Genomic DNA, 23,647 nt, shown 5'->3' on the forward strand with positions numbered 1-23,647 from the left:
TTAATTTAACTATGCAGCAAGGCTATTTACCGTTTCGAAATACGGGATATTTTTCTTCTTTAATCTGTGATTATTTGGATGAAAATCCTAACTTAAAACAGTTTTACAATCACTTCCCGACTTTAGGGAATTTTAAAACACAAATTGATGATAGGGCAGCTTCTAACCTTAGTTCTGAGTCGCAACGTAGTACATTAGTTTCAGTATTAAAAAAACAATATAAAAATATTGAAACCTCGGAATGGTCACTTCAAAATATCGAAAGTTTACAATCTAAGGATACATTTACTATAACAACGGGGCACCAACTTAATTTATTTACAGGACCCTTATACTTTTTATATAAAATAGTTTCAGTCATAAATCTTTCAAAAGAATTAAAAGAAACATATCCAGAATATAATTTTGTACCCATTTATTGGATGGCTACAGAGGATCATGATTTTGATGAAATTAATTATTTCAATTTTAAAGGCAAGAAAGTACAGTGGAATAGAGAATCGCAAGGTGCCGTTGGAGAATTATCATTAGAAGGGTTAGAAGACGTATTTAATTTATATTCAAAAGAATTAGGGACTAGTAAAAATGCTGATTATTTAAGAAAACTATTTAGTAACGCCTATCTAAATCATACTAATTTAGCCGATGCCACACGATACTTAGCTAATGAGCTCTTTAAAGATCATGGTTTGGTTATTATAGATGCTAATGATACCGATTTAAAAAAGCAATTCATGCCTTTTATGGAAGATGAATTGTTGAATCAAACAGCTTTTAAATCTGTTTCAGAAACAAACAAGAACCTTTCTAAAGACTATAGTATTCAGGTTAATCCACGTGAAATTAATTTGTTTTATTTAAAAGAAAATTTACGAGAACGCATCGTTTTTGAAGATGATGTGTATAAAGTATTGAACACAGAAATTAATTGGAGCAAGAACGATATACAAAAAGAACTCTCTGAACACCCTGAACGATTCTCCCCTAATGTCATTATGCGTCCTTTGTATCAGGAAGTTATATTGCCTAACCTATGTTATACAGGTGGAGGTGGAGAATTGGCTTATTGGTTTCAATTAAAACAGTTTTTTAATACGGTTAATGTCCCGTTTCCAATATTGTTGTTGCGTAACTCTGTTTTAATTAAAACAGAGCAGCAAGCTGATAAATTAAAAAAACTAAATATTTCTAATGAAGATATCTTTTTAAAACGAGATACTTTTATTAATAAAAAAGTAAGAGAAATATCGAATATAAATATTGACTTTTCACCCCAAAAGATACATTTAGAAGCACAATTTAAGGAGTTATTCAAATTAGCTGAACAAACGGACAAATCTTTTGTAGGAGCCGTAAAAGCACAAGAAGTAAAACAACTAAAAGGCTTAGAAAATCTTGAAAAACGATTACTAAAGTCCCAAAAGAAAACGTTAGCAGATCAAGTTTTCAGAATCACCGAGTTACAAGAACAATTATTTCCTAATAAAAGTTTACAAGAACGAAATGCTAATTTCTCTGAGTTTTATTTAGAATATGGTGAACGACTCATTCCTAATCTTATCAAAAATCTTGAACCTTTAAAAGGTGAGTTTTTAATACTAAATCTTTAATACATGCACAAAATTGATATTGAATTGGTTGAAATGACAATGGATGTCATGAAGTATGCCATTGATAGACTTTCTGCGACACAAAGTAAAATAGGGAAGCCAAAAAGCGAAGCCAAACTTAGAGAGCTAGTAGGTGAAACTATTACTGAGAAAGGCATCGGAGGTGAATACGCTTTTAATTTGTGGAAAAAACATTTAATGAAAGCAGTCGTGCCAATAGACCACCCAAGACATTTAGCGTTTGTGCCTGCATCACCAACTAGAGCGTCCATCATGTTCGATTTGGTAACCTCTGCTTCTAGTATTCATGGGGCTTATTGGATGGAAGGTGCTGGTGGTATTTTCTGTGAAAATGAAGCCATGAAATGGATTGTATCTCTAACAGGTTTGCCAGAAGGCGCATTTGGTGTCTTTACAAGTGGTGGTACGGCAGCAAATCTTTCGGCTATGGTTACTGCTCGGGAATATTGGAGGAAAAATGATGCTTTTAAAGGAGAAAAAGGACTTATTATTACTTCTATAGGAGCGCATTCTTCCATTAAAGCGATGGCGAAGGTTATAGATGTGGATGTGTTGTTGGTAGATTCGGAAGATAGATTGCATGGAGAAGAATTACAGCATACTATTAAAGGCTTAACCAAACAACAACGTAAACGGTTATTTTCTGTGGTAGCAACAGGAGGAACAACCAATGCTGGTATTATTGATGATTTAGAAGGTATTGCCAATATTTGCGAAAAAGAGAATTTATGGTTTCATGTGGATGCGGCCTATGGAGGAGGAGCCTTAGCGGCTGACTCTGTTAGGCATTTGTTCAACGGTATCGAAAAAGCTGATAGTATTACCATAGATCCGCATAAATGGATGTTTTCTCCTTATGATTGCGGTGCTGTTATTTATAAAAACCCAGAATTAGCTAAGGAAGCACATTCGCAAGAAGGATCGTATCTCGATATTTTTAAAGATGAAGGCGCCAATGGTTTTAATCCAACCGATTACCAAATACAATTAACACGTCGTGTAAGAGGGTTGCCTTTATGGTTTTCATTAGCGACTCACGGAACAGACCGATATAAAGAAGCCGTAGAGCGAGGTATAGAACTGGCTCAAATAGCAGGTAGGATGATTACTGAAAATCCTCATGTAGAACTCGTTCGAGAGCCAAGCTTATCGTGTGTATTATATAGAAGAATAGGATGGAAGCCAGAAGATTACACGAATTGGACGTATGAAAATCATCGAAAAGGTTTTGCATTAGTAACGCCAACAAAATGGAAAAATGGAAATCGTTACGAGACTGTTTCAAGATTCTGTTTTATTAATCCAGATACCACAGGAAAAGACATTGAGATGATTTTGGATACTATGGCTTAAAAATTAGTAAAAGAAATGGCATTTTTACTTATAAAAAGACAAACCTTTCTTTTGATTTGTCTTTTTATAAGTGTCAGAATATAAAATGTTTTATGGAATCACTACAGAAACGGCATCTACTGTATTGGGGTTCACATTTGGAAATATGGTTTCCATAGTGTCTAAATCTTCATAACTATTAGAATAGAAATTATCACCATAAACACGAAACCAAAGCGTGTCGCCAGATTCATATCCGAGTGATCTAAAAAAAGCTATAGAAAATGTTAAGTTGGCTGGGTTTCCTGTAGTTCCAATTATAGGAGAAAATTCTGTGTAGTTTGTATTACTAACATCATTGGCTTTGCCATAAAAAAGACGCATACGTTTTACTAATAAGTCTTCAGTAGATGGTCTGTTAACAGTAAGTACTATAAAATTGCCATTTATTACTGCCGATATATTAGTAATTTCACTGTTAGATACCTGACCTAATTTAATAATGTTTCCAATAATGCTTATGTCATTGTTATTGTCTTTAAGTGAAACATCATATAGTTTATAGTCACCAAACCCTTCTTTCTCAAAAAGGAGTGTGTAATCTCCAAACGGTACATCTTTTAATACGAAAGACCCATCAGTATCAGATAAAGTACTTATTAAGGGTTCATAATCTTCAACAGTGATTTTCATTCCAGAATTATCAATATTATTTTGGTCATCGTCATAAAGTTCTACAATACCTACTATACTTCCTGCTAAGCTTTCAGTGGAACCATCGTCTTTGCTGCAAGAGATTATTATTAGAGATGTAAATAATAGTAATGTTTTTAAATAGTTTTGTGATTTCATGTTTTAGTTTTTTTTTATGATTATATTATTTGGGGTGTCATTAATAAGCTAGATTTAAGTTTTCACAAGCGGATAAATCAATATCTTTTTTATTCAGAGTTGAAGATGTAATCATACAACGACTGTTGTTACAATAGGAAATAATTAATCTAACTAAAATAGTGGGAATGCCAGTAGGTAAATCCATGTTTTCTTTTTCACCTCGCTTTACAACAAGATCATCGTTAGTGTTTAGTTTTTGTGACGTTTGCGACTGGTTTTATCTGCAGTAAAACCAGTACAAGACATTACAAGATTTTATTATCAAATTAATGGCCACGTAAATATAATGTATTGATATTGCTAATCTTAATTTTGTAGAGGACAAATGGTGGACACCTTTTTTGAAGTCCTATTTTAAAGGTTAAGCACTAAATCTTGTAAAGACCTGTCAGGTTTTCAAAACCTGACAGGTCTAACAATCAAAAATTTAAAACCCTTTTAAGGGGTGGCCAAAGCCATTACTTTTAGTGGTAGATATTTGCTGGGGATTAAATTTTTAAAATCAAGTCCTGTAAAGAATCTTCAGTAGAAATGTTTAATTTTTTTCTAAGTCTATAGCGTGCTTTTTTTATGCCTTCTTGGGAAATATTAAGAATGTTGGCAATTTCTTTAGAGGACAAATTCATTTTTAATAAAGACATTAAACGTAATTCGTTTGGTGTAAGCTCAGGGAATTTTTGCTTTACATTGCTATTGAAATCTTTATGTACTTCTTGAAAGTATCGACTAAAATTTTCCCAGTTGTTATCATCCTTCAAGTCGAAATTTATGGTTCTAATTAATTGATTGTATCCTTTTAGTCCGCTTTCTGAAGTTTTAAACGATTTGGCTTGTTGTTTTAAGCCTTCTAAGACTTCATTCTTTTTGGCAAGGTGCAAGGCGTGTGTTGTTAGTTCTTTCTTTTTAAACTCTAATTCAAGGTCTAATTTTTCTTTCTCAATTTTGCTATGTTTCAGCTTTTGCCGTACCGCATAAAACCCAATTAGAGACAACAAAAAACCGATGCCAAATAAAATTTTGTAAAGGTTATTTATTTCACCTTTCTGTTTCAAAAGATCTATTTCATTCTTTTGAAGTGTAATTTGCTGCTCTTTTTTTTCGGTTTCATGAATAGTACGCAACTCTTCAATTTGTTTTGATTTGGTTATATTAAAAACAGAGTCATTTATAGTGGCGAAATATTCATGGTCGGATAGTGCCTTTTTAAGATCATTTACATGTTTATTGGCTTTATATCTTAAATAATAAGCTTCGCTTAAATTTTCTTTTGATCCGGTTTTTGAAGAAATCATAATGGATTCATCTAGATTTTTAAAAGCTTCATTAAACCTTTTCGTTTCAATAGCAACTTGGGCAATATGGTTAAGGTCTTTGGCTATGGCATTTTTATAATCTAATGTTCTATGAATGTCTAAGCCTTGATTTAAAAAATCAATAGCCGTGCTATATTGTTTTAATCGGGCATACGTATTTCCTAAGTTAACAAGCGAGCTTCCTTCAATTTCTTTGTTTTTTATGTCGGTAGCCAACTTAAGAGCCGTTTCATAATATTGTTTTGCTAAGTCCAATTTTTGAAGTTTGACATAGGTGTCTCCTATATCGTTGGCTGCATAACTCTGGTATTGTAAATCTTTATAATCTTTATAAATGGAATAAGAATTTGTAGTATAATCTAGAGCTTTGTCATAATTTCCTAATAAATATTCAATATTGCCAAGTTGCAATAAAGCATCCCCTTTTCTTAACTTATCTTTTTTTTGTTCGAAGAAATTTAATGCCTTTAAAGTTTCGGTTAACGCTATATGATAGTTTCCAAGTTCTTTATGTATACCTCCTATAAGTTCGTATTCCGAACCAATAAGATTAAAGAGATTATGATTTGTACCTTCTATGCTATCTCTTTTTTTATAAATATTAATATTTTCATAAGCATAGCTTAAAGCTTTATCAAAATTCCCTAAGTTTTGCTCAAACGATGCCATAGAATGGTTAACAAATAATATACCTTTCATTGAATTCATTTGTTTAAATCCATTTAATGATTTTGTATAATAATGTCTGGCAGAATCCAATGCCCCACGATCTTTGTAGTAATCTGCAAAATGTAAATAACCCGATGCGATGCCTTTTTGGTAATTTAATTTTTTAGACAATTCATAGCTTCTTTTTGCATACTCAAAAGAAAGTTTAGAGTCCTTAAACATAAGTTCCTCATAAATAGTTCCCAGTATGGCAGCTTTAGTCTCATTTTCTGGTAACGTTTTAGATAATTTAATAAGACTATCAATTTTCTTATCATTTTGAGATATTAAAAAACAAGGAATAAGTACAAGGAACAAGCAAAGTGTGAGGCGCTTCATTTTTTAGGTTAGATTGTATTTTTGATAAAAATATATATTAAATAATTGAAAATCAAATAAATAGTTGTGATGGGGCTCTTTTGTTATCGAAAGAAGTGTTTTTATTACAAAACTGGGGAAGTGTAGAATCTTTAATGTAGTTATTCACAATAATTTGTTTAAAATTTAATTTAAAAAATTACCATTCCTAATTCGTCATTCTAAAATCAATTATTACTTTTGCGCATGCAACATGACAAGGTACTAATTTTAGACTTCGGATCGCAATATACTCAACTTATTGCCCGTCGAGTTAGAGAACTCAACATATACTCCGAAATACACCCATTTAATAAAATTCCAACCAATTTAGAAAGCTATAAAGCTATTATACTTTCTGGTAGCCCATACTCTGTAAGAGGCGAGGAAGCATTACACCCAGATTTATCTCAAATACGTGGTAAGAAACCACTTTTAGGAGTATGCTATGGCGCACAATATTTAGCACATTTTTCAGGTGGAAAAGTAGCACCTTCAAGCACCAGAGAATATGGTCGGGCCAATTTATCATCCATAAAACCAGAAGAGATCTTTTTTGAAAATGTTAGTGGAGGAAGTCAGGTTTGGATGAGTCATAGTGATACCATTAAAGAATTACCAACAGGTGGTGTTTTAATAGCTAGTACTCATGATGTAGAAAATGCAGCATACAGAATTGAAGGAGAACAAACGTATGCGATTCAATTTCACCCAGAAGTATATCACTCAACAGACGGAAAACAAATATTAGAAAACTTTTTAGTAAGTATAGCTGGTCTAAATCAAGATTGGACACCAGATTCTTTCGTTGAAGAAACTGTGGAAGCTATTCAGGAAAAAGTAGGGGACGGTAAAGTTGTACTAGGGCTTTCTGGAGGTGTAGATTCTACCGTGGCAGCAGTTTTGCTTAACAAGGCTATTGGTAAAAACTTGTATTGCATTTTTGTAAACAATGGGTTACTTCGTAAAAATGAATTTCAAAATGTTTTAAAGCAATACGAAGGCATGGGACTTAACGTAAAAGGTGTTGATGCCTCACAACGTTTTCTGGATGCTTTAGCGGGGATAGAAGACCCTGAGAAAAAACGTAAAGCTATAGGGAATGCGTTTATTGAAGTGTTTGATGATGAAGCTCATAAACTCGAAGACGTCAAATGGTTGGCACAAGGCACCATTTATCCAGATGTTATTGAAAGTGTATCTGTTAATGGAGGTCCTTCGGCAACGATAAAAAGTCATCATAATGTAGGAGGTTTACCAGACTTTATGAAACTTAAAATAGTTGAGCCGCTAAAGGCTATTTTTAAAGATGAAGTTAGAAGGGTAGGAGCTACTCTAGGAATTGATCCAGAATTATTGGGGCGTCATCCATTTCCAGGACCAGGCTTAGGAATTCGTATTTTAGGAGATATAACCGCAGAAAAAGTACGCATTTTACAAGAAGTAGATGCGATTTTTATAAATGGTTTAAAAGAATGGAATTTATACGACAGCGTATGGCAAGCAGGAGCTATGTTGCTTCCAGTTAATAGTGTTGGAGTGATGGGAGATGAGCGTACTTATGAAAAATGTGTCGCACTTAGAGCTGTAGAAAGTACAGATGGGATGACTGCCGATTGGGTAAATTTACCATATGAGTTTTTACAAAAAACATCAAATGATATAATAAATAAGGTAAAAGGCGTTAATAGAGTAGTTTATGATATTAGTTCGAAACCCCCAGCTACTATAGAGTGGGAATAGGTTTTTATATCATATTGAGCGTAAGTAAAATGCGACAAAGCGGTGTTTTTAATTGGATATTATAGTGTTTGTAAACTATATTTGGCCTTTGAAATCATCTTAATTAATAGCAATAACCGTATATAGAATAAGTAGGAACAGGTGTATTATTAGTCACTATATTGTAACTTTTATTTTTGGCATGTTATATGTATAATAAAAAAAGAAAAAGATAGTTTACTTTAAATAAAATCGCGAAACCGCCCCTTATACGCAATTTAAAAACAGATTACATGAATAAAATCTTTCTCATTTTATGCTTAACACTATTATTTAGTTTTAGTACAGCTCAAGCTCAAAATTATAGTACTCATAAAGTTAAGCAAGGAGAAACTATTGAAAGTATTGCAGAAAAATACTTAGTAAAGCCTTCCGATATTTATGGCTTAAATCCTGATGCCAAAAAAGAATTAAGGATTAATTCGGTATTAATCATTCCAAAGCCAAAAGCTATAGAGGAACCTAAAGTAACCGTTGTAAAGGAATTAGAAGGTTTTAAAAAGCATAGAACAAAGAAAAGGCAAACACTTTACAGCTTATCAAAACAGTATAATGTATCTGAGGAAGATATCAAAAAATATAATAAATTTTTATATGCGGAACCTTTGAGAAAAGGTGACAAACTTCAAATTCCGATTTTTAAAATCACAGAAGTTGAAGAAGTTAATGAACTAACTAAAACCTATACAGTACTTCCAAAAGAAGGAAAATGGCGCATTGCATATAAATTTGGAATAACTGTTAAAGAGCTTGAAGAACTTAATCCAGAAATGGGAGATGTTTTACAAGAAGGACAGATATTAAAGGTTCCAAATATAGGAGGTGAAGAAGAAAAGGTTGTAGATGAAAAGTATAGTTATTATAAAGTATTACCTAAAGAAGGCTTTTATAGGCTAAAGCTTAAATTAGGTTTAGAACAAGAAGAATTAGAAACTTTGAATCCCGTTTTAAAAGAAGGCGGATTAAAAGTAGGCATGATATTAAAAGTACCATATTCTAATTTGCCTGATGACATTACGCAACATGATGCCGTTAAGGTGAACTTAGTAGATAGTATTACCGACTTTAATGCTAAGCATATTGCAATCATGCTACCTTTTAGGTTAAACCATGTAGATTTTGATTCTGAATCTGATATTAAGAGAAGTGTAGAAAAAGACCCTTATTTGGATGCTTCATTAGATTTTCATTCGGGTGTTTTAATGGCAATGGATTCTTTAAAAACCTTGGGAGTATCTCTTAAAGTAGATGTATATGATACTAAATATCAGCTAAGTGAGGTAAAACGTATCATTGCTAAAAACAATTTTGAAAACATTGATGCAGTTATTGGTCCGTTAACTCCTGGTAATTTTGAAGAAGTAGCATCACAATTAAGAAAGTATAATACGCCAGTTGTATCTCCAATAGGAACTAACTTAAAATTGTATGATAATGTATTTCAATCTAGACCTTCTAATGATTTATTAAAAAAGAGAGTCGTAAACTTTGTGAAAGCTGATACTTTAGCTAGTAATATTATTGTTATTGCTGATACCCAAAATAAAGCTGTTTCTGATGATCTTAAACGAGAGTTTAATTTTGCAAAGCAAATACATTCTAGAAAAGATAAAGAAGGGGTCGATAAATATTTTGTAAGCAAAGGGGATATTCAAGATGAGCTGAAACCAGGAAAGAATATCGTGTTTTTGGAAACTCAAGATGCTGGGTTTGTTTCTAGTGTTGTTAGTATTCTTACAGCTTTAATTCAAAAAGAAAATATAGAGGAAAATAAGGAAGCTATAGAAATAGTATTAGTAACTACTAATATTAGCTCTGCTTTTAAAGGTGATGAGGTAGACAACACGCATTTGTCTAAATTACAATTTCATTTTGCTACGATGTCTAGAGCATATAATGAAAACGATAACAATGCCTTTGTAAAAAAATACAATCAAATTTATAATGTTACGCCAAATAATAGAGCGGTTAAGGGTTTCGATTTAACGATGGACGTTGTTTTGCGTTTAGTGTCTTCAGAAGATTTGTATATGTCTGTTAATGAGGCACCTCTCACGGAGTATGTTGAAAACAAGTTTGCTTATAAAAAGAAACTTTTTGGAGGTTATTATAACGATACAGTGTATCTGGTAAAGTATGACGATTTAGCAATTGTAGAGGTAAAACAGGAAGTCAAGCCAAAACCAGAGGTTATAGAGGAAGTGAAACAAGAGGTTAAATTAAATAAAGATAAAAAAGAAGTAAAACAATAAGCCAAATAGGCAAGGCGTTTTACATTAAAAGCTTCACCATTACGAAGTATTTACGACTTAATACAGTAGGTTAGGAGTAAGGATATTTTTAAAGATAGATATAATGAAACCTCGTTATGATGAATATAAATCTAACTAAACCCTGTCTGTGATTAGAATATTCTTTATTTTATGTTGTTTTATTTGTGTACAAGATGAGCCTGTAATGTCTTGGAACGAATCTTATAAATTATCTTGGACAGATTTTAAAGATACCCCCGACAAAAATACAAGTGCAGTAGCCATAACAGCGTCAGGAATAACATTTGGCTTTTCGGTAAATATGACAGATAATCGAGTTGTGGGCTTCACTTCAGATGTTCATGCCCATTTTTATCCAGAAAAATCATGGTATAAAAAAGAACAGGCAGATAATCATGTTTTAGGACATGAACAGCTACATTTCGATATTACCGAGTTGCATGCCCGTAAATTTAGATATCGAATAGATCAGGTTAAAGTATCAAATAGTGTTAGAAGTCAATTAAAAACGATTCATAACGCTATTAATAAAGAACTTTCCCAGATGCAAAACAGATATGATTCTGAAACCAATTATTCCAGAAATATGGAAGCTCAAACCAAATGGAAATTATATATTGTCGACGAATTAAAAAAGTTCTCTAAATATAAATCGGTAGATTAAATATATGCTCCCAGATAAACAATTCCTTATAGATTTAGCACACACTAAAATGCCCTTTGGTAAGTATAAAGATCGTTATTTAATTGATTTACCAGAATATTACGTTGTTTGGTACCATAATAAAGGATTTCCAAAAGGAAAGCTAGGAGATATGCTTACTCAGGTTTATGATTTAAAAATGAATGGGTTAGAAGATTTGATTCGGAATATTCAGAGGCAGTTCCCTAAATAAATAGAATTTTAAACATGTAAATGATGTAACTTCATATAAAAATCTAAACTCAATCTATCCATTCCCTAATTTTTAATTGTATGTCTCCAAACGTTTCTTGAGAAGGCATATGTTTTGAATTTTTTAAAAGATAGACCTCTTTTAAGTTGTTGAATAGTGATTTGCTTTTTTTAGCTATTTTTTTACCAGGAAAGTAAATATCATCCGATGCAGCAATGATGTAAACAGGCTTATTAAAATGTTCAACATGCTTTCTTTTAAGTAGGCTAGGTATTCTAGTATCAAGTTTTACACCATCCATCATTAGTTTTAGCATTTTATACATGAATTTGTCTTCCTCTGGGACAAAAGCATCCAAAAAAGTTTTAAGATGCTTCTCTTTTTTAGTGATTTTGTATCGTATCAAAGGAATTGTCAATTTGGTAATTGATTCCCATATATCACCTTTTACAATACCACTAGGAACAACAAAAATACATTTATCAACTCTTTCAGGTTTATAAGTTATTAACTTTTGAAGGATGAATGCACCGTATGAAATACCGATTATACTGCATGTATTTATATTTAATTTTTCAAGAACTTCATCAGCCCAAAGTGCAAAAGAAGCATCCTTTATGTTCATTTTAGTTTCTGCACTTTTTGTTGCCTGGCCTATGGTATCTATGGCATAAAGACAATAACTATTTCTTAATTCTTTTATGGCTTCTAATGTTACTGGAGCACCTGCATTATATCCGTGGAACAAAACGATCTTTTTACCATCTGTATTCCCTGTTTTAATAACTCTTGTTCTGCCAAATTGAGTGTCTACATCGATTTTTATATATTCAATATTTAAATGCTCTAATTTTTCTTCGTATAGTTTCATTAAAGCTTTTTTGACCTGTTTATTCTTGTATATAACTGACATCACTTAATTTATTTAATAAAATTGTTTTTCCTTTGTAAAATTAGTCCAAATGGACTAATTTTACAAATAATATGAAAACAAAAGGGAAAATAAAGAATAAAGCCAGAGAGTTATTTAATCAAAAAGGTTTTAAGAATGTTACTTTACGAGAGGTAGCAAAAAGTCTTGAAAAGAGCTATGGAAATATAACGTACCACTTTAAAACAAAAAATACCCTTGTTTTTGAACTATATGAAGATATGGTTGCAGAAACTAATGAAATTATGTTGTCATTTGATTTTCAAAATTTATTTCTTGGAATTTTAATAGCTCCTAGAAAAACATTTGAGATTTCGATGAAATATGTATTCTTCTATGTAGATTATGTAGAGATTCGAAGAAGTTATAAGGATATTTATTTGAAAGCAGAAAATGACAATGCATATAGAAAAGAGGGCTACATGAAGCTGTTGAAACTGTTACAAGCCCAAAAGATATTAAGGGAGGAGTTAACTCAGGATGATTTAAATTATTTAATGGATTTAAGCGGTGCTATGAGAACGTTCTTTTTTCTTAACCTTCACCCAGAAAACTTTGATGATAAAGCTCTAAAAGAGACATATGTAAAGTATATCAATCATTTAATTTTTCCATATCTTACTAAAAAAGGGATTGAAGAATATAAACTTCATTTAGAGTAATCAATCAATAGTTTTAAAAGGCTGTTAAATATGTGTTTTTTCTTTCAAATAAAAAATTCAATAAAAAGACATCATCTTTTTCAGCCTAAATCATTGTTAAAAACTCCTTTTAAATAACCCTAAACTAATTCTGAAATAACTATTTTAATTTTGTAAATTTGCCTGCGTTTATAAGCGCAATATGACACAAAGCACAAAATACATATTTGTAACCGGAGGGGTTACATCGTCTTTAGGAAAAGGCATTATAGCAGCATCTCTTGCTAAATTATTACAGGCCCAAGGATATCGGGTAACCATCCAAAAATTAGATCCATATATAAATGTAGATCCAGGAACATTAAACCCATACGAACATGGTGAATGTTATGTGACTGAAGATGGCGCTGAAACAGATTTAGATTTAGGCCATTATGAGCGTTTTTTAAATGTCCCTACCAGTCAGGCTAATAATGTAACAACAGGTAAAATTTACCAAAGTGTTATTCAAAAAGAACGCCGTGGTGAGTTTTTGGGAAAGACAGTACAAGTTGTTCCACATATTACCAATGAAATAAAACGCCGGGTACAAATTCTGGGTAAGTCGGGTGATTATGATATCGTTATTACAGAAATAGGAGGTACGGTTGGTGATATTGAGTCGTTGCCTTATATTGAAGCTGTTCGTCAGCTTCGTTGGGATTTGGGAGAAAATAACGCAATAGTTATTCATTTAACATTGGTGCCATTTTTATCGGCTGCAGGAGAATTAAAAACAAAACCAACGCAGCATAGTGTTAAAACACTTATGGAGAGTGGGGTACAAGCAGATATATTAGTTTGCAGAACAGAACATAATTTACCAAAAGATTTACGTCGTAAACTAGCTTTATTTTGTAATGTTAGAGAAGAAGCAGTGATACAGTCTATAGACGCATCTACGATATACGATGTACCTAATTTAATGTTGGAAGAAGGTTTAGATAAGGTTGTTTTAAAGAAATTAAATTTAGAAAGTTCTACACCAGATATTGACAGATGGAATAATTTTGTACGCCGTCATAAAAACCCAAAAACCGATGTTACTATCGGATTAATTGGAAAATATGTAGAATTACAAGATTCTTATAAATCTATTTTAGAAGCTTTTATTCATGCAGGAGCAGAAAATGAAGTTAAGGTAAAAATAGAGTCTATTCATTCAGAATATTTGAATGAAGAAAATATAAAGCTAAAACTAGGTCATTTAGATGGAGTGTTAGTTGCTCCAGGTTTTGGTGAACGTGGTATTGAAGGGAAAATTACGGCAGTAAAGTTTGTTAGAGAAAATAACATTCCGTTTTTAGGAATTTGTTTAGGTATGCAAATGGCGGTTATTGAATTTTCGCGACATGTTTTAGGACTTGCCGATGCAAACTCAACAGAAATGGAAGCCACGACAGCCAATCCAGTAATTGATTTGATGGAAGACCAAAAAACGGTAATAGATAAAGGAGGAACCATGCGTTTAGGGGCTTGGTCTTGCGAATTGAAAGAAGGTAGTATTGTACATGATATCTATAAGAGTGATACTATAAAAGAACGTCATAGACATCGTTATGAGTTTAATAGTAATTACAGAGAAGAGCTAGAAGCTGCAGGAATGATAGCAACAGGTTTGAACCCAGATACAGGTTTAGTTGAAATTATAGAAATAGCTAAGCATCCATGGTTTGTGGGTGTACAATATCATCCAGAATACAAAAGTACAGTTGCAAATCCACATCCATTATTTGTGGCTTTTGTAAAAGCAGCTCTAAATCATAAAAAAGATCAAAAAGGTGTCAGTATGGCACAAAATTAAAATTGGATAGCTATTTGATAATCTATTTATCATTCCCATGAAAATGGGAATCTTATTAAATTTAAACGCGTATAATTGTCATACTAAATAAAGCGAAATATCTAACTAAGAGATTTTTATATTGCATTTAGAATGACACAAATTAAAATATGGAAGAAAAAAAATTAGATATTAATTCGATTATAGGGTTCTTACTTATTTTCGGGATATTGATGTACATGCTTTGGCAAAATCAGCCAACACCAGAAGAACTGGAAGCTCAAGAAAAAGCAAAACAAGAACAGGTTGAAGCAGAGAAAAAAGCTTCAGAACAAAATCAAACTAAAGTAACAACAGCAGAAGATTATACAGCTGGTGTGGTTTCAGATTCACTTCAATTAATCAATCTAAAAAATAAACTTGGGGCTTTAGCATATTCAGAAACTTTAGTTTCAGATAAAACCGAAACACTTGTTGAAACGGATTTATTAGCTTTAAAATTTAATAATAGAGGTGGGTATTTATCTGAAGTAAGATTAAAGAAGTTTGTAGATTTCAATCAGGAGCCTATTTATATTATAAAAGATAACAATGCTTCTTTCAATATTAATTTTGGGACAACCGAAAGTAGAATTGTAAATACTAAGGACAGATATTTTACACCCACTGTAACAAAAAATGGAGACAACACGATAGTTTCAATGAAGCTTAAGGTGTCTGAAACTAAGTTTTTAGAGTATCGTTACGAGTTAAAAGAAGGCGATTATATGATTGACTTCACTGTTCGCTCACAAGGATTAAGCGATATTATTAATAGCTCCCAAGCCGTTAGTTTAGATTGGAATCTTAAAACCTATCGCCATGCAAAAAGTATTTCTTATGAAAATAGATATACTGAAGTGGTTTTTGAGTATGAAGATGGTAAGGATGACTATTTAGGGCAACAAGAACAAACAGAAGATACAGCTGAAGCTGTTAGTTATGTAGCATTCAAACAACACTTTTTTACATCTATTTTATTAGCAGATGCACCTTTTAAAACGGGTGCTTTTGAATCTAGAAACTTAGTTCAGGATGAAGAAATAGATACCGTTTATACAAAAGCATTCGTTGCTAAATTACCTATAGAACTAGCAGGAGGAGAGATTAATAAAACAATGGACTGGTATTATGGTCCAAGTGATTTTAAAATATTAAATGCATACGATAGAAACTTGGATGAAGTTGTTCCTCTTGGTTGGGGTATTTTCGGATGGATTAATAAGTTTCTTTTTATTCCTTTATTTGCTTTCTTAGGAGGATTTTTGCCTTATGGAATTGCTATTATTGTTATGACGATATTAATCAAGTTATTAATGTCTTTTGTACAGTACAAACAGTTTTTATCGCAAGCAAAAATGAAAATTCTAAAACCAGAATTGGATGCTGTTCGCGAGAAGTACAAGGATAATAAAATGAAAGCGCAACAAGAAACAATGGCATTGCAAAGTAAAGCAGGAGCAAGTCCATTAAGTGGATGTTTACCAGCATTGGTGCAATTACCTGTATTTTATGCGTTGTTCCAGTTTTTTCCTTCAGCGTTTGATTTAAGGCAAAAAAGTTTCTTATGGGTAGAAGATTTGTCATCATATGATACGGTTGCAAATCTTCCGTTCAATATTCCATTTTATGGAGATCACGTAAGTTTATTTCCGATATTAGCATCTATAGCTATATTCTTTTATATGCGCTTAACAACAGGGCAGCAAGTAAATACGCAACCTCAACAAGAAGGGATGCCAGACATGGGTAAAATGATGAAGTATATGATGTACTTCTCGCCAATAATGATGCTGTTTTTCTTTAATAACTATGCATCTGGGTTAAGTTTGTATTACTTTATTTCTAACTTAATTAGTATTGGTATCATTTTAGTGATTAAAAATTATATCCTTGATGAGGACAAAATTCATGCTCAGATTCAAGAGAATAAAAAGAAGCCTAAAAAGCAAAGTAAATTCCAAGCACGTATGCAGGATATGATGGAGCAGGCTGAAAAACAAAAACAAGCACAAAAAAAAGGTAAAAGATAAATGAGACTGACTAAAAAGTGGTTAATCTTGTCATCCAGAGTAACGCGAAGAATCTTATTTTGATTATAATCAGAGTTATATATTTTAAAGAGATTTTTCACAGTTTCGCTGATACCTTCGAAACAAAATATATTTTGTTTCTCGGTAATATTCAGAATGACACTTTTTAGATATAGCTTCGTCTTTGAATTTTTATTAAAAGTCTTAGATATTAAAATGAGCTGTCAATTTTTTGGCAGCTTTTTTGTTATACAATTTGAAAATAATATTTTCGTTTGAATAGTGTTGTTCTAGTAACATACAAATTAAAAAATGATAGCCTTTAAAATGGAAAAAGTAATAGCAATTCTACTTGTTTTATTTGTTTATAGTTTTGGTTTCTCTCAAGATATCAATCAATTTGATGAAAATGGTAAACGCCATGGTGTTTGGAAAAAGACATTTAAAAACACAAATGTCCTTAGATATGAAGGTGAATTTTTGCATGGCAAAGAAATAGGGGTTTTTAAGTTTTATAAAAATATTAGAAAGAAAGCTGTTTTAACGGCAACAAGAACCTTCAATGAAAATGACAACAAAACTTACGTTAAGTTTTTTGCTTCCAGAGGTAAAGTTATCAGTGAAGGAAAAATGGATGGAAAGCTATATATGGGAGAGTGGAAATATTATCAAAAAAATTCCGATAAACTATTAATCCTTGAGAACTATAATGACAAAGGAAATTTAGAAGGGGAACGCCATGTATACTATCCTAATGGGCAGGTAGCTGAAAAACAAAATTATGTTGATGGAAAGCTAGAAGGTATCTCAACATGGTATGCTTCTAATGATGTCGTTTTAAAAACGTATGTTTATGTAAATGGTGAATTGCATGGCGAATCAAAGTTTTATAATTCAATGGGAGATTTGATAACAGAAGGAAGGTATAAGCATGGGAAAAAGCATGGAATTTGGAAGTATTATGAAAATGGTAAGTTAAAAGATGAAAAGAACTTTTCGCCAGAGGGGAAGTATAAAAAGAAAACGTTAACAAAAAAGGCTCCTAAAAAATAGGAGCCCCTTTTTCATAGACAATCTTAATCCAAGACTAAAGATGTCTACAATCACAAACCAAACTAATTTGTCAAATTTGGAATAGCCACTTTATTTATAACGTGTATTACGCCGTTTCCAGCTTGCACATCAACAACAACTATACCTATATCAGAAACTCCGGAACCATCGGTTAAGTCTGCTATATTATTACCAGTACCGGGTAAAGTTACAGTAAGATTATCACCTTCTAAACTTGGTGCAGGAGTGTCTCCAGGATTGTTTAAATCTCCAGAAGTTACATTCATACCTCCAATAACATGATGTAATAGCACTTGCGTTAATACTGATTCTTCAGGAACCGTTATAGCAGAAAAGGCATCGTTTGTTGGAGCAAATACAGTAAAAGGAGCAGGGTCTGTTCCATTTGGTGTAGAAAGTGTCGCAACAAAATCTGTAGCAGGTGTTAATGTTGTTAAAGCAGAAACCAAAGTAGCAAACGTTGGATCTGCAGTAGCAAACGTTACCACCGTAGGAATATCAATTACAGCGTCAACCGCATGAATAACACCATTTGAAGCTATAATATCAGGTATTGCAACAGAAGAAACACCATTAAGAGTTACACCGTCATCAGTATTAATATATAAACTTAAGTTATTTGTCGTTGCTCCAAAAGTAGCAGCAGTTTTTACATAGCTATTTGTTAAACCAGAAGATACAGCAGTAACACCAGCTACAACATGATTAGATAAAATATCATTCAGATCATTTGTATTTGGATTTGTAAATGCAGTAAAAGCATCATTGATTGGTGCAAAAACTGTATAATCACCTGGTATAGATAATAAATCAGTAAATGTTGTATTGCCTCCGGTTGTTAAAGCCCCTACTAAACTTGTTAGGTTTGGATTTGCAACAGCATGATCAACAATATTAGGTAATCCAATTACAGCATCAACAATATGTATAATACCATTTGTAGCATCAATATTTGGCGTATCAACACTTGAAACACCATTTAATGTTACACCAGAAGAAGTATCAACAAACATACTTAAGTTTAAATCTGTACCTGCTTTAGTAGCAGATGTACTTATATAGCCTGTAGCTAAAGCTGTAGAAGCAAATTCACCAGCTATGACGTGATTTAGAAGTACTTGAGTTAATAAATCAACAGGGACATCTTCTAAAGATGCAAAATTATTTGCAGTCAAAAACGCTGTAAAAGCATTATTTGTTGGAGCAAATACAGTAAATTCCTCCGTTCCATTTAGTGTGTTAACTAAATTGGCACGTTTAAGAGCAGCAACTAAATTACTTAGACTTGGTGTTGCTTCTGCTAATTCTACAATAGTTTCCGGAATAAATTCAGGAGCATCATCATCATCATTACTACATGATACTGTTAATATCAAACTAATGAATAAAAATGATAACTTTTTTAGAGCTTTTAATCGTTTCATAATTTCTTATAGTTTTATTTTGTTTAACAAAAATATGAAATAATTAAACAAAAATCCAAATTTTGTTTAATATTTTTTTTAAAAAGATGAACAAAATAAATTTAAAGCTAGTTTATGAACGCATATTTTGGTTACCATTTTCTTTAAATATGCGTATATTTGCAGACTAATTTTAGTAAAATGAAAAGAGTCATTATAGGACTTTCAGGAGGTGTGGATTCTAGTGTTGCTGCTTATTTGTTAAAGGAGCAAGGGTACGAGGTTATTGGCTTGTTTATGAAGAACTGGCATGATGATTCTGTAACTATATCTAATGAATGCCCTTGGTTGGATGATAGTAATGATGCTATGTTGGTTGCCGAAAAATTAGGAATACCATTTCAAACAGTCGATTTAAGTGAGCAATATAAAGAGCGTATAGTAGATTATATGTTCAATGAATATGAAAAAGGAAGAACCCCGAACCCAGATGTACTTTGTAATAGAGAGATTAAGTTTGATGTTTTTATGAAAATTGCTTTAGACCTTGGAGCAGATTATGTGGCTACAGGACATTATTGTAGAAAAGCGACCATTGAAAAAGAAGGCGAAGAAATTTATCAATTACTAGCTGGCATTGATGATAATAAAGATCAATCCTATTTTTTATGTCAGTTATCTCAAGATCAATTAGCTAAATCCCTATTTCCAATAGGTGAGTTAACCAAGCCAGAAGTGCGTGAAATAGCTACTAAGTTAGATTTGGTAACTGCAGAAAAGAAAGACTCTCAGGGACTGTGTTTTATTGGTAAAGTAAAATTGCCAGATTTTCTTCAACAACAATTAAAACCAAAAGAAGGTATTATTGTTGAAATACCTAAAGAGCAAGATATTTTTAACCATGTTAACACAGCATTTAATTCTGAAGAAGACAAATTAAAATACCTATCTCGTAAGATTGATTATAAGGTTGATTATGGTAAAGTAGTTGGGAAGCATCAAGGAGCCCATTATTTCACTAAAGGTCAAAGAAAAGGATTAGCAGTAGGAGGTACTGTAGAGCCTTTATTTGTAATTGATACAGATGTTAATGAAAATGTTATCTATACAGGTCAAGGAAAAAAACATCCTGGGTTATTTAAAAAAGCATTGTTTATAACAAATCAAGAACTACATTGGATTCGTAAAGATTTAGAATTAGATTTAGGAGAAACAATGGACGTTATGGCTAGAATTCGCTATAGACAATCATTACAAAATGCCACATTGCATAAAGTGGAAAGTGGGTTATATGTTGAATTTGAAGCGTTTCAATCTGCAATCACCGAAGGACAATTTGTGGCTTGGTATTTAAAAGATGAGTTAGTTGGTTCGGGTGTAATTTCTTAAATTGCAATAGCTTAAACCATTTGGCTATGAAAAAACACCTACTATTCCTAATGTTATTAAGTTATCAATTGAATACGTTTGCACAAGAAGATGCTTGGGTGTATTTAAAAGATAAACAAAATGTTGTAGCCTCCATTGCAAATCCTATTTCTATATTAACTCAAAAAGCGATTGATAGAAAAAATGCACATCATGTTTTAATTGATGAAAAAGATGTTCCTGTTAACGAGAATTATATATCTCAACTTAAAGGAGCAACAGGTATATCAGTTATGGCTAAATCTAAATGGTTTAACGCCGTACATGTTAGAGGAAGTAAAACCGATATAGATAATTTAATAACTATATTTTCTTTTATTGATTATATAGATTTTGCAGATAAAAACTTAAATACTCTTAAGGCTGTCCAGCAAAAAAATACATCTAAGTTAGAGAAGGCTTCTACTATATTTACTTATGGTAATGCAGCTAATCAAATAGAAATGTTCAATGGAGAGGAATTACATGTAACTGGTTATACAGGTGCCGGAATGACGGTTGCGGTAATAGATGCGGGTTTTCCTAATGTAAATACGATGTCGTCATTCCTAAGATTAAGAAATGCTGGGAATATTTTAGATGATTACGATTTTGTTAACAGAGATTCAGATGTGTATACTAACACTACCAGCAATCATGGTACTTTAGTATTAAGTACTATGGCAGGTTATATTGAAAATGAATATGTAGGTACGGCACCAGATGCATCTTATTATTTATTTATAACAGAAGATGGGCTAAGTGAAAACCCTGTAGAAGAAAGCTATTGGGTAGAAGCAGCTGAGCGTGCAGATAGTTTGGGAGTAGATGTTATAAATACCTCGTTAGGTTATACCACTTATGATGACTCAGACTATAGTTACACAACTTTAAATATGGATGGTAATACCGCTTTTATTACTAAAGGTGCTAATGTTGCTTTTGAAAAAGGAATGTTATTGGTAAACTCTGCAGGAAATTCAGGAAGTAATAGTTGGGGAATAGTTGGTGCACCTGCTGATGCACCTGGCGTTTTTAGTATTGGCGCTGTACAAGCAAATGGAACATACGCTTCGTTTAGTTCTAAAGGGAATGGAACACAGCCTACCCGAAAACCAGATGTTGTCGCTCAAGGACAGGCTAGCTATGTTATAACTGAAAATGATATTATTACAACCGCAAACGGAACCTCATTTAGCTCGCCCATAATGGCAGGAGGTATAGTCTGTTTGTGGCAGGCCTTACCAGATAATACCAATGCAGAAATTATGCAGTTAGTTCGAGAGTCTGCATCACAATATCATTCACCTGATTACAATTTGGGTCATGGTATTCCTAATTTACAAAAGGCACTTAATTCAGCCTCGAGTATTATAAATAATAATGATGGCAAAAATGAAGATTTAAAATTGTTGCCCAATCCTACTAAAGGGCCTATTTATTTTACTTTACCCTTTAGTGAAAATGAATTATCTAATGAAAATGAATTATCTGTTTCTATTTTTAATATTTTAGGAAAAAAAATACTTGAAACTGTAATTACCAAAGATACTAATCAAGTAGATATATCTTCATTTTCAAATGGCGTACATATGGTTAGAATTCAATCAAAAAACATATCAAAAACGATAAAACTTATAAAGTATTAAATGACTAATAGAATTACTCAATTATTCAATATTAAATACCCTATTATACAAGCAGGTATGATCTGGAATAGTGGTTGGAGATTAGCCTCTGCAGCTAGTAATTCAGGTGTTTTGGGGCTTATAGGTGCAGGTTCTATGTATCCGGATGTTTTAAGAGAACACATTCAAAAGTGTAAAAAAGCTACAGACAAACCTTTTGGAGTCAATGTCCCTATGTTGTATCCTAATATTGAGGAAATCATGAACATTATTGTTGAAGAAGAAGTGAAGATTGTATTTACTTCTGCTGGAAATCCTAAAATATGGACATCTTGGTTGCAAGAACGAGGTATTAAAGTAGTACATGTTGTAAGCAGTGTAAAGTTTGCATTAAAGGCGCAAGAAGCAGGAGTTGATGCTGTAGTTGCCGAAGGTTTTGAAGCAGGAGGACACAATGGAAGAGATGAAACAACTACATTGACACTTATACCTATGGTTAAAGAGCAGATTCAGATTCCATTAATAGCAGCAGGAGGCATTGCAACGGGAAAAGCGATGTTGGCCACTATGATTTTAGGAGCAGATGGTGTACAAGTTGGGAGTCGATTTGTTGCTAGTGTAGAAAGTTCGGCTCATGATGCTTTTAAAAAAGTGGTTGTTGATGCTAAAGAAGGTGATACACAATTAACATTAAAAGAGTTGGCACCAGTTCGCTTAATAAAAAATAAATTTTATGACGATATACAAGCTTTATACAGTACTGGACCAACCATTGAGGATCTAAAAACATTGTTAGGCAGAGCAAGAGCTAAAAAAGGTATGTTTGAGGGGGAATTGGAAGAAGGCGAATTAGAAATCGGACAAATTGCAGGTTTGATTCATGATATTAAGCCAGTATCAAATATTGTTCAAGCCATGGTACAAGAATTCGAAGACGCTAAAAAGAAAGTGTCAAGTTTGTAAATATTTATTTTGAAGGTAATTCGCTTACAGGGATTTTGTATAATCTGCTTAATCCGTTATCGTATTTATTAAACTCCTTTAGAAGCTCATTAATTGATAATGACATTTCAAAATCTATTTGAGTATTATCTTGTTTGCTGGTAAAGTATAGTGTATCTGTTTTGCTATCAACAAAAGGACAATAATACCATTTCTACATCCAAATGACCTTAATAAAACGCTCTTTTCTCCTTTCTACTTCAACATAAAAAGAAACCGTAACTAAGGCTATGCTTTATCTTTCTATTTCGTATAAAGAAAAAAATCCTCATTTTCTTTTACAGTAATTTCAATGCAGAAATGGTATAATACATTTTTTAGTACTTTACAATTTTGTGTTTTCTATTTTTTCTAAAAAATTAAAAAAATAAAAAGGAGGAATATATGATTCCTCCTTAAAATAAACGCTGAAACTTATAAGCTTATACTTTGTTCTCCCTTTAAAATAATAAGCTAAATGTTTCTTGAAGTGTTGTTTATT

At 32.3% G+C, this 23,647-nt stretch carries 17 protein-coding genes; 13 read left to right on the top strand and 4 right to left on the bottom strand.

Features of this window, described 5'->3' with window-relative positions; all coding sequences use genetic code 11:
• Window positions 1-11: 11 nt before the first annotated feature.
• Both bshC and Q4Q39_RS14620 read left to right on the top strand, forming a co-directional pair.
• Entirely contained in the window at window positions 12-1,610 is a 1,599-nt protein-coding gene (gene bshC, locus Q4Q39_RS14615; RefSeq protein ID WP_303283293.1) for a bacillithiol biosynthesis cysteine-adding enzyme BshC, read from the top strand.
• 3 nt (window positions 1,611-1,613) lie between these two features.
• On the top strand, window positions 1,614-2,984 hold the full coding sequence (locus tag Q4Q39_RS14620; protein WP_303283294.1) for a pyridoxal phosphate-dependent decarboxylase family protein: 1,371 nt from the start codon (window positions 1,614-1,616) through the stop codon (window positions 2,982-2,984).
• A 90-nt stretch (window positions 2,985-3,074) separates the two neighbouring features.
• On the opposite strand, the gene Q4Q39_RS14625 is transcribed toward Q4Q39_RS14620, so the two are convergent.
• Both Q4Q39_RS14625 and Q4Q39_RS14630 read right to left on the bottom strand, forming a co-directional pair.
• On the bottom strand, window positions 3,075-3,815 hold the full coding sequence (locus Q4Q39_RS14625) for a carboxypeptidase-like regulatory domain-containing protein (protein WP_303283295.1): 741 nt from the start codon (window positions 3,813-3,815) through the stop codon (window positions 3,075-3,077).
• A 530-nt stretch (window positions 3,816-4,345) separates the two neighbouring features.
• Window positions 4,346-6,217, bottom strand: a complete 1,872-nt coding sequence (locus Q4Q39_RS14630) for a tetratricopeptide repeat protein (RefSeq protein WP_303283296.1) — start codon at window positions 6,215-6,217, stop codon at window positions 4,346-4,348.
• A gap of 225 nt (window positions 6,218-6,442) precedes the next feature.
• On the opposite strand from Q4Q39_RS14630, the gene guaA reads away from it, so the two are divergent.
• The 4 genes from guaA (at window position 6,443) to Q4Q39_RS14650 (ending at window position 11,186) form a co-directional block, all read left to right on the top strand.
• Window positions 6,443-7,978 carry a glutamine-hydrolyzing GMP synthase gene (gene guaA / locus Q4Q39_RS14635; protein ID WP_303283297.1) on the top strand — a complete coding sequence of 512 codons (1,536 nt, stop codon included), beginning with the start codon at window positions 6,443-6,445 and terminating at the stop codon, window positions 7,976-7,978.
• 272 nt (window positions 7,979-8,250) lie between these two features.
• Window positions 8,251-10,269 (top strand): PBP1 and LysM peptidoglycan-binding domain-containing protein, encoded by a 2,019-nt coding sequence (locus Q4Q39_RS14640; protein WP_303283298.1) that lies wholly within the window; start codon window positions 8,251-8,253, stop codon window positions 10,267-10,269.
• Window positions 10,270-10,474: 205 nt separating this feature from the next.
• Window positions 10,475-10,954 carry a DUF922 domain-containing protein gene (locus Q4Q39_RS14645; RefSeq protein WP_303283299.1) on the top strand — a complete coding sequence of 160 codons (480 nt, stop codon included), beginning with the start codon at window positions 10,475-10,477 and terminating at the stop codon, window positions 10,952-10,954.
• 4 nt (window positions 10,955-10,958) lie between these two features.
• A complete protein-coding gene (locus Q4Q39_RS14650; protein ID WP_303283300.1) occupies window positions 10,959-11,186 on the top strand; it encodes a DUF3820 family protein in 228 nt (75 codons plus the stop codon).
• Between the two features lie 49 nt (window positions 11,187-11,235).
• Here Q4Q39_RS14650 and Q4Q39_RS14655 read toward each other — a convergent pair whose 3' ends face one another.
• Entirely contained in the window at window positions 11,236-12,057 is an 822-nt protein-coding gene (locus Q4Q39_RS14655; protein WP_303283301.1) for an alpha/beta fold hydrolase, read from the bottom strand.
• A 113-nt stretch (window positions 12,058-12,170) separates the two neighbouring features.
• Here Q4Q39_RS14655 and Q4Q39_RS14660 point away from each other — a divergent pair, with 113 nt between their 5' ends.
• The 4 genes from Q4Q39_RS14660 to Q4Q39_RS14675 all read left to right on the top strand — a co-directional run bounded on the left by Q4Q39_RS14660 (window position 12,171) and on the right by Q4Q39_RS14675 (window position 17,705).
• Window positions 12,171-12,779, top strand: coding sequence for a TetR/AcrR family transcriptional regulator (locus Q4Q39_RS14660; RefSeq protein ID WP_303283302.1), 609 nt, complete (start codon window positions 12,171-12,173; stop codon window positions 12,777-12,779).
• A 181-nt stretch (window positions 12,780-12,960) separates the two neighbouring features.
• A complete protein-coding gene (pyrG, locus tag Q4Q39_RS14665; RefSeq protein WP_303283303.1) occupies window positions 12,961-14,601 on the top strand; it encodes a CTP synthase in 1,641 nt (546 codons plus the stop codon).
• Window positions 14,602-14,750: 149 nt separating this feature from the next.
• Window positions 14,751-16,652, top strand: a complete 1,902-nt coding sequence (gene yidC / locus Q4Q39_RS14670; RefSeq protein ID WP_303283304.1) for a membrane protein insertase YidC — start codon at window positions 14,751-14,753, stop codon at window positions 16,650-16,652.
• 327 nt (window positions 16,653-16,979) lie between these two features.
• Entirely contained in the window at window positions 16,980-17,705 is a 726-nt protein-coding gene (locus Q4Q39_RS14675) for a toxin-antitoxin system YwqK family antitoxin (protein WP_303283305.1), read from the top strand.
• Between the two features lie 62 nt (window positions 17,706-17,767).
• On the opposite strand, the gene Q4Q39_RS14680 is transcribed toward Q4Q39_RS14675, so the two are convergent.
• Window positions 17,768-19,150 carry a fasciclin domain-containing protein gene (locus Q4Q39_RS14680; protein ID WP_303283306.1) on the bottom strand — a complete coding sequence of 461 codons (1,383 nt, stop codon included), beginning with the start codon at window positions 19,148-19,150 and terminating at the stop codon, window positions 17,768-17,770.
• Between the two features lie 180 nt (window positions 19,151-19,330).
• Between Q4Q39_RS14680 and mnmA the strand changes: the two genes are divergently transcribed.
• The 3 genes from mnmA to Q4Q39_RS14695 are packed head-to-tail and all read left to right on the top strand — an operon-like array spanning window position 19,331 to window position 23,127.
• Window positions 19,331-20,518, top strand: coding sequence for a tRNA 2-thiouridine(34) synthase MnmA (gene mnmA / locus Q4Q39_RS14685; RefSeq protein ID WP_303283307.1), 1,188 nt, complete (start codon window positions 19,331-19,333; stop codon window positions 20,516-20,518).
• Between the two features lie 26 nt (window positions 20,519-20,544).
• A complete protein-coding gene (locus Q4Q39_RS14690) occupies window positions 20,545-22,185 on the top strand; it encodes a S8 family serine peptidase (RefSeq protein WP_303283308.1) in 1,641 nt (546 codons plus the stop codon).
• Window positions 22,186-23,127, top strand: a complete 942-nt coding sequence (locus tag Q4Q39_RS14695; RefSeq protein WP_303283309.1) for an NAD(P)H-dependent flavin oxidoreductase — start codon at window positions 22,186-22,188, stop codon at window positions 23,125-23,127.
• Window positions 23,128-23,647: the final 520 nt, after the last annotated feature.

Origin of the sequence: Flavivirga amylovorans, assembly GCF_030540875.1 — a bacterium.
Lineage (GTDB): Bacteria > Bacteroidota > Bacteroidia > Flavobacteriales > Flavobacteriaceae > Flavivirga > Flavivirga amylovorans.

Excerpts from the sequence above, each read along its gene's own strand:
- Q4Q39_RS14625 (WP_303283295.1), bottom strand. The coding sequence starts at position 3,815 with ATGAAATCACAAAACTATTTAAAAACATTACTATTATTTACATCTCTA.
- Q4Q39_RS14630 (WP_303283296.1), bottom strand. The coding sequence starts at position 6,217 with ATGAAGCGCCTCACACTTTGCTTGTTCCTTGTACTTATTCCTTGTTTT.
- mnmA (WP_303283307.1), top strand. The coding sequence starts at position 19,331 with ATGAAAAGAGTCATTATAGGACTTTCAGGAGGTGTGGATTCTAGTGTT.
- Q4Q39_RS14680 (WP_303283306.1), bottom strand. The coding sequence starts at position 19,150 with ATGAAACGATTAAAAGCTCTAAAAAAGTTATCATTTTTATTCATTAGT.
- Q4Q39_RS14655 (WP_303283301.1), bottom strand. The coding sequence starts at position 12,057 with ATGAAACTATACGAAGAAAAATTAGAGCATTTAAATATTGAATATATA.
- yidC (WP_303283304.1), top strand. The coding sequence starts at position 14,751 with ATGGAAGAAAAAAAATTAGATATTAATTCGATTATAGGGTTCTTACTT.
- guaA (WP_303283297.1), top strand. The coding sequence starts at position 6,443 with ATGCAACATGACAAGGTACTAATTTTAGACTTCGGATCGCAATATACT.
- Q4Q39_RS14645 (WP_303283299.1), top strand. The coding sequence starts at position 10,475 with ATGTCTTGGAACGAATCTTATAAATTATCTTGGACAGATTTTAAAGAT.
- Q4Q39_RS14650 (WP_303283300.1), top strand. The coding sequence starts at position 10,959 with ATGCTCCCAGATAAACAATTCCTTATAGATTTAGCACACACTAAAATG.
- bshC (WP_303283293.1), top strand. The coding sequence starts at position 12 with ATGCAGCAAGGCTATTTACCGTTTCGAAATACGGGATATTTTTCTTCT.
- Q4Q39_RS14690 (WP_303283308.1), top strand. The coding sequence starts at position 20,545 with ATGAAAAAACACCTACTATTCCTAATGTTATTAAGTTATCAATTGAAT.
- Q4Q39_RS14675 (WP_303283305.1), top strand. The coding sequence starts at position 16,980 with ATGGAAAAAGTAATAGCAATTCTACTTGTTTTATTTGTTTATAGTTTT.
- Q4Q39_RS14660 (WP_303283302.1), top strand. The coding sequence starts at position 12,171 with ATGAAAACAAAAGGGAAAATAAAGAATAAAGCCAGAGAGTTATTTAAT.
- pyrG (WP_303283303.1), top strand. The coding sequence starts at position 12,961 with ATGACACAAAGCACAAAATACATATTTGTAACCGGAGGGGTTACATCG.
- Q4Q39_RS14695 (WP_303283309.1), top strand. The coding sequence starts at position 22,186 with ATGACTAATAGAATTACTCAATTATTCAATATTAAATACCCTATTATA.
- Q4Q39_RS14620 (WP_303283294.1), top strand. The coding sequence starts at position 1,614 with ATGCACAAAATTGATATTGAATTGGTTGAAATGACAATGGATGTCATG.
- Q4Q39_RS14640 (WP_303283298.1), top strand. The coding sequence starts at position 8,251 with ATGAATAAAATCTTTCTCATTTTATGCTTAACACTATTATTTAGTTTT.